This is a genomic window from Streptomyces sp. NPDC101151, assembly GCF_044768335.1.
GTDB lineage: Bacteria > Actinomycetota > Actinomycetes > Streptomycetales > Streptomycetaceae > Streptomyces.
Genome location: NZ_JBIWPP010000003.1, coordinates 569,081 through 575,080, shown reverse-complemented (window position 1 = coordinate 575,080; position 6,000 = coordinate 569,081). Strand labels below are relative to the sequence as shown.

Below are 6,000 nucleotides of genomic sequence, written 5' to 3'. Positions count from 1 at the left end.
CACACCCCACCTCGCCGGCGCGGGGCGTGCCCCCGCACAACAACCACAACCACCCCCCCCCCCCGCCGGGCCCCCCCCGCCCCCGCGGGCCGCCCCCCCGCCCCGGGCCGCGTCTCCTCACATCCGGGAGGGCTTCTTCCTGGTGAAGAGCCAGGTGTCGAAGAGCCGGGTCAGGTCCTTGCCGGACTTGCTCTCGCACAGGGCGATGAACTGCCGGGTGTCAGCGTTGCCGTGCCGGTGCTGCCGGGTCCAGGTACGAAGAATGTCGAAGAAGGTCTTGTCGCCGACGGCCTCGCGCACCTTGTGTACGACCATGGCACCGCGTCCGTAGACGGGCGGGTCGGAGACGCGCCCCCCGCTGGGTGGATCCGCCGGCGGGAAGGCCCAGATACCCTCGCTCTCGGCGTCCGTGCCGTCGTAGAAGTCGGCGAAGATCTCCTCGGTGCTCCTGTCGCCCCGCTCCTCCTCCCAGAGCCACTCCGCATAGGTGGCCAGACCTTCACTGAGCCACATGTCCTTCCACTTGCGTGGGGTGACGGAGTTGCCGAACCACTGGTGCGCCAGCTCGTGGACGAGCAGCGCCTCGTCGGGCGCCTCGTCGAAGTAGGGCTTGGTCTGGGTCTCCAGGGCGTAGTCGAGCCCGGGCAGGTGGTCGACGATGGCACCGGTCGAGGAGAAGGGGTAGGGACCGAAGCGTTTGCCGGCCCAGTCGACGATCTCGGGCACCAGGTCTGCGACATCGGCGGCGCCCTCGGCCTCGTCGGGGTCGATGGCGACGTAGACGGGCAGGTCGTCGTCCGTCCAGCCCTTGTGTATCTCGAAGTAGCCGACGGAGACGTGGGCGAGGTAGCTGGCCATGGGCTCCTCGGTGCGCCAGTGCCGGGTCACCGCGTCGCCCCTGTCCTTCTCCGTGATCAGCTTGCCGTTGCTGATCACGTCGTAGGGGTCGCCGTCCTCGTCCTTGGGCACGGTGACCGTGATGTCGTAGGTGGCCTTGTCCGACGGGTGATGGTTGCCCGGGAACCAGGTCGTGGAGCCGGACGGCTGGCCCAGGGCCGTCGAGCCGTCGTCGGTCTCCACCCAGCCTTCCAGGCCTCCGTCGTCGCCCTTGAGCGTGCGGGGGGTGCCGTCGTAGGTGACGACGGTCTTGAAGACTTCGCTGTTTCTCACCGTCTTCGCCGGTGTCACGAGCAACTCGTCGTCCGAGCGGGCGACTTGGGCCTTCGCACCCTGGACCGTGGCGGTGCGTACCCGTAGTCCTGACAGGTCGAGGTCGAAGCGGCTCAGGTCCTGGGTGGCGCGCGCTGTGATGACCGCCGTGCCCTTCAGGTGGTTGGTCTCGGGCACGTAATCCAGTGTCAGTCCGTAGTGCGTCACGTCATAGCCGCCATTGCCGAGCGTTGGGAACAGCCGGTCCCCCACTCCGGCCGTGCCGGGCTTTCCGGCCACGGCTCCACCGTCCCCCGGTGCGGAGCCGGTGCAGGACGTCGTCATGGCCAGGAGGAGTGCTGTGGCCGGAACCCAGCCGGACAGACGGCCCGGGACGGCCGACCGAAGCCGGCTGCCCCTCGCGGTATGCGGTTTCATCTCGTGTCTCCCATCGACGGCAGGACGCGAGACGTCAGAAAGCCGGCAGTGCCTCTTGGTTGCTTCAAGGTCGGTAAAAGTTCTTCGGACCCTGGACCTTCTTGCCCGCTGTCGGCCTTCGGCCTCCCGCTGCCCGGCAACGGCAACGGCTGCAGGCTTGCGCCAGTTCCTTGATGCCGGGGATGCCGTGTATCGCGGGCGTATCGAAAATCGCATACGCCACCGCAACGGCCCTCCGTCTCCCATGGGTGCGTGAACCCCAACGCATCCCTGTCCGATCCGCCCCGCCGCACGCACAGGATCGTGCTCGTCAGCTTGATGATCCTCGGTATCGCGAGCGCCATGTTCGTCGTGCGGGGGCCGCTCATGATGTCCGCTCCGAGGTGCATGGCCGGGCGGTGGCACGGCTGCTTCGACACGTTCAACGGTGTGGTGCTCATGACGTTGGTCACGCTGCCGTTGGCCGCGCTGGTGGTGTGGGCTCTGGCGCTCCGGCGGCGTGCCGCCGGTGTCACATGGGCGTGGCGGAGGTCGCTGGCCGAGGTGGGCATGATCCACGGGACGGTGCCGCTCCTGTGGCTGACCATGATGCCGGGCGCCGGGGCCGGCACCGCCCCCGCCCGGGTGAGCCTGATACCGCTGCGGGACCTGGTCACGATGGGGCCGGTCGGGATCGTCGGCAACCTGCTGATCTTCGCGGCCCTGGGGTTCTTCGCCCCGATGCGGTTCTCGGCGCCGGCGTCCGTGCCGCGGATCCTGGCGCTCGGGGCGGGCTGCTCGGTCCTGGTCGAAACCGCACAGTACGTCCTGCGCCTCGACCGGGTGTCCTCCGTGGATGATGTCCTGGTCAACGCCGCCGGCGCCGTGCTGGCCGGGCTGGCGTCGCGCCGCTGGTGGCGGACTACGGCGCAAGCGCCGTCGGACCGGCCCCGCCCCGCGCCGGCACCGGCAGGCTGAGTCGCATGTCCGGTGTGCCGACGTCGTTGCATACGTCGGCGATATGACCTGCTGCTTAGGCTTCGGACATGCGCGTACTGATCGTGGAGGACGAGCCCTACCTGGCCGAAGCCGTCCGTGACGGCCTGCGGCTGGAGGCGATCGCCGCCGACATCGCAGGCGACGGCGACTCCGCCCTGGAACTGCTCAGCGTCCACTCCTACGACCTCGCGATCCTCGACCGCGACATCCCCGGCCCCTCCGGCGACGAGGTCGCCCGGCGCATCGTCGCCTCCGGCAGCGGCATCCCGATCCTCATGCTCACCGCAGCCGACCGGATCGACGACAAGGCTTCCGGGTTCGGGCTCGGCGCCGACGACTACCTCACCAAACCCTTCGAACTGCGGGAGCTCGTCCTGCGGCTGAGGGCGCTCGACCGCAGACGCGCGTACGCCCGGCCCCCGGTCCGCGAGATCGCGGGCCTGCGGCTCGACCCGTTCCGCCGGGAGGTCTTCCGCGACGGACGCTACGTCGCGCTCACCCGCAAACAGTTCGCCGTGCTGGAAGTCCTCGTCGCGGCCGAGGGAGGGGTCGTCAGCGCCGAAGAGCTGCTGGAACGGGCCTGGGACGAGAATGCCGACCCCCTCACCAACGCCGTGCGCATCACCGTCTCCGCCCTGCGCAAGCGACTCGGCGAACCATGGATCATCGCCACGGTGCCCGGCGTCGGCTACCGGATCGACACCGGTACGGACACCATCGAGCCAGGCAGTACGCGTGGATAGACGCCCCGGGCTCAGCGTCCGACTGAAACTCACCCTCAGCTATGCCGGGTTCCTCGCCGTCGCCGGCGCCCTCCTGCTGGGCGTGGTGTGGGTGTTCCTGCTGCGCTACGTACCCGACACCCCCAAGGGCCTGCTCGGGATCTCACCCAACCGCTATCTCCTCGTGCACACCTTCGCCCCCGCCGCGGCCGTGGCGATGGTCTTCCTGCTCGTGTTCGGCCTCCTGGGGGGATGGATCCTCGCCGGCCGGATGCTCGCACCACTCGCACAGATCACGGATGCGGCACGGAGGGCCGAGAACGGGTCGCTGTCCCACCGGATCCGCATGAAGGGCCGCCAGGACGAATTCCGTGAACTCTCCGACGCGTTCGACTCGATGCTCCGGCAACTCGAGTCCCACGTCGCCGAGCAGCGGAGGTTCGCCGCGAACGCCTCCCACGAACTGCGCACCCCGCTGGCGATCTCGCGGACGCTCCTCGACGTCGCCCGCAAGGACCCCGCGCGGGACCGGGACGAACTCATCGAACGCCTGCAGGCTGTCAATACGCGGGCGATCGGCCTCACCGAGGCCCTGCTGCTGCTCAGCCGCGGCGACAGCGGAAACTTCAACCGCGAGAGCGTCGACCTCTCCCTCATCGCCGAGGAAGCCGCCGAAACGCTGCTTCCCCTCGCCGAACAGCGCCGGATCACGCTCGACGTCACCGGCGGGGCGGCCCGGACCAGCGGCTCCGCGGAGCTACTGCTGCGCATGGTGACGAACCTGGTCCAGAACGCCATCGTCCACAACCTCCCCGCCGGCGGCACCGTGACGGTCCACACCGAGGCGCACGGCGACACGAGCGTGCTGCGGGTGGAGAACACGGGTCGTCGGCTCCCACCGGAACTGGTACCGACCCTCACCGAACCCTTCCAGCGCGGAACGGAACGCGTACGCACCGACGAGCACGCCGGCGTCGGCCTCGGCCTGGCCATCGTGCACAGCATCGTCCGCGCCCATGACGGGACCCTCGACCTCGTCCCCCGCCCCGCCGGCGGTCTCCTCGTAACCGTGCGGCTTCCCGGCACGCCGTAGGCATCGTCCCAGAGCGGGGCCCACTGGATCGGTGACCGGAAGTTCGGTGCAGGCCAGGGCCACCCGTGGCAGCGACTGGTCGGCGGAGCTTCGAGAGGCTTCCGGGTCGGGCGCAGCGGGTGGACCTCTCACCGCTCCCCGGCAGTCGTCCGTCCTGCGCCGGCCTTGCCCACCAGCCAGGCGCCCAGCGCCACCAGGAGGGCTGCCGCCGACGCGTACACCGGCAGCCAGAGTGTCGTCGTGGACGCCAGGCAGTTGTTGACGGCGTGCTGGCTCTGGTCGCTCTGCGCGTACGCCAGCACGGCACTGTACCGGCCGCCCGGGTCATGCAGGGCGGCCTGCGTCTGGAGCGCCGCGTAGCTGCCCAATTGGGCGCACTTGGTGCGGGTGCCGGGCATCGGGAAGAGCCAGGTCCACCGCTGCATGGCGGGCGCCACCGCGAGGGCCACGCACAGGCCGACGACCAGCGAGTACGCCGTGAGGCTCCGTACGTACCCGGACCTCGGGCCGGGCGTGGGGGCCGGCGGGCGGGTGAAGGAGAGGGTCACCGCGAGCAGGGTGACGCCGATGTAGGTGGAGAACCACTGCCACGAGCCGGAGGAGAGCGCGAATGCGAGCACGCCGGCGAGCGCGGTGCCCAGCACCCCGGCCCGACTGCCGGCTCCCCGGTCCACGCCGGTGGTCACGGAGCCCTGGGCACCTGGGCGGCTGCGATCGTCCATGCTCTCTCCTGTCTGGCTCCGGGGCACCAGTCTCCGGCCGCAACGCCCGCGGGCCCTCGCACCATGCCGTTCCGCCCGGCCCCTCGCCCGGTTGGCGGGCGCGCCGTGTCCGACGTACGCGCTCCTCGTCGCGGCCAGGAGACGAGGGTGAGCGCGACCGGGCGCCGACGAGGAGTTGGCGATCGAGGTGGTCGAGTTCTGGGGTTGGGCAGCCTGTCACGGGCGGTCCGAGTCGCGCGGCAGCGGTGCCACCCCACGGGCGGGCCGAATCCGATGCCCCGTCGTCAGGGAGCCGAGGGCGGCTCCTCGTCCGACGCGAGAATCGAGTCCTCCAGCTTGCGCAGCAGCCGCGCGAGTTGGCGACGCTCGGGGGGCGACAGTTCGGCAAGCATCCGGCGTTCGTTGTCGAGATGCTCGGCGAATACCTCGTCCACGGTGGCCAGGCCCTTTTCGGTGAGCCTCGAATAGACCACCCTGCGGTCCTCGGCGTCCCGCTCGCGCACGATCAGGCCGTCCTTCTCCAGGCGGTCTATCCGCAAGGTGACCCCCGCGGACGACACCAGCCCCGAGTCGGCGAGCTGGCCCGCGGTCAGCCGGTACGGCGCCCCGGAACGACGCAGTGCGGTCAGCACGTCGAAACCGGCCACGGACAGCCCGTGCCGCTCTATCGAGGTGGTGAGCTTGGTGTTGTAGCGCAGGAACGAGCGGTGCAGTCGGGCGAGCACCTCCAGGGGGCTCGTGTCCAGCTCGGGCCGCTCCCGCGCCCAGGCCTCGATCACCATCGCCACGGCGTCCCGACGCGCCGCCTTGCGTGCTGCCATCTTCGTCCCCTCGTGCGCCCGTGCCCCGGGCGCACGGTACATAGCACGCCCCTTAGAATCTTAGCCCTAAGGCGATC

At 70.2% G+C, this 6,000-nt stretch carries 6 protein-coding genes; 3 read left to right on the top strand and 3 right to left on the bottom strand.

What is annotated here, in order from left to right; all coding sequences use genetic code 11:
- Window positions 1-117 precede the first annotated feature (117 nt).
- Window positions 118-1,494, bottom strand: a complete 1,377-nt coding sequence (locus tag ACIRU3_RS08425; RefSeq protein ID WP_404053152.1) for a M1 family metallopeptidase — start codon at window positions 1,492-1,494, stop codon at window positions 118-120.
- A gap of 345 nt (window positions 1,495-1,839) precedes the next feature.
- Between ACIRU3_RS08425 and ACIRU3_RS08420 the strand changes: the two genes are divergently transcribed.
- The 3 genes from ACIRU3_RS08420 (at window position 1,840) to ACIRU3_RS08410 (ending at window position 4,380) form a co-directional block, all read left to right on the top strand.
- Window positions 1,840-2,544, top strand: a complete 705-nt coding sequence (locus ACIRU3_RS08420; protein ID WP_404053149.1) for a VanZ family protein — start codon at window positions 1,840-1,842, stop codon at window positions 2,542-2,544.
- 68 nt (window positions 2,545-2,612) lie between these two features.
- Complete coding sequence (locus ACIRU3_RS08415; RefSeq protein WP_404053146.1) at window positions 2,613-3,308, top strand: response regulator transcription factor; 696 nt, start codon at window positions 2,613-2,615, stop codon at window positions 3,306-3,308.
- Window positions 3,301-4,380 carry a sensor histidine kinase gene (locus tag ACIRU3_RS08410; RefSeq protein WP_404053144.1) on the top strand — a complete coding sequence of 360 codons (1,080 nt, stop codon included), beginning with the start codon at window positions 3,301-3,303 and terminating at the stop codon, window positions 4,378-4,380. The genes ACIRU3_RS08415 and ACIRU3_RS08410 overlap by 8 nt, the downstream gene beginning before the upstream one ends.
- 128 nt (window positions 4,381-4,508) lie before the next feature.
- On the opposite strand, the gene ACIRU3_RS08405 is transcribed toward ACIRU3_RS08410, so the two are convergent.
- Window positions 4,509-5,102: a hypothetical protein gene (locus ACIRU3_RS08405; protein ID WP_404053142.1), complete on the bottom strand. Its 594-nt coding sequence runs from the start codon at window positions 5,100-5,102 to the stop codon at window positions 4,509-4,511.
- Window positions 5,103-5,386: 284 nt separating this feature from the next.
- Window positions 5,387-5,923, bottom strand: coding sequence for a MarR family winged helix-turn-helix transcriptional regulator (locus ACIRU3_RS08400; protein ID WP_404053140.1), 537 nt, complete (start codon window positions 5,921-5,923; stop codon window positions 5,387-5,389).
- Between the last annotated feature and the right edge of the window lie 77 nt (window positions 5,924-6,000).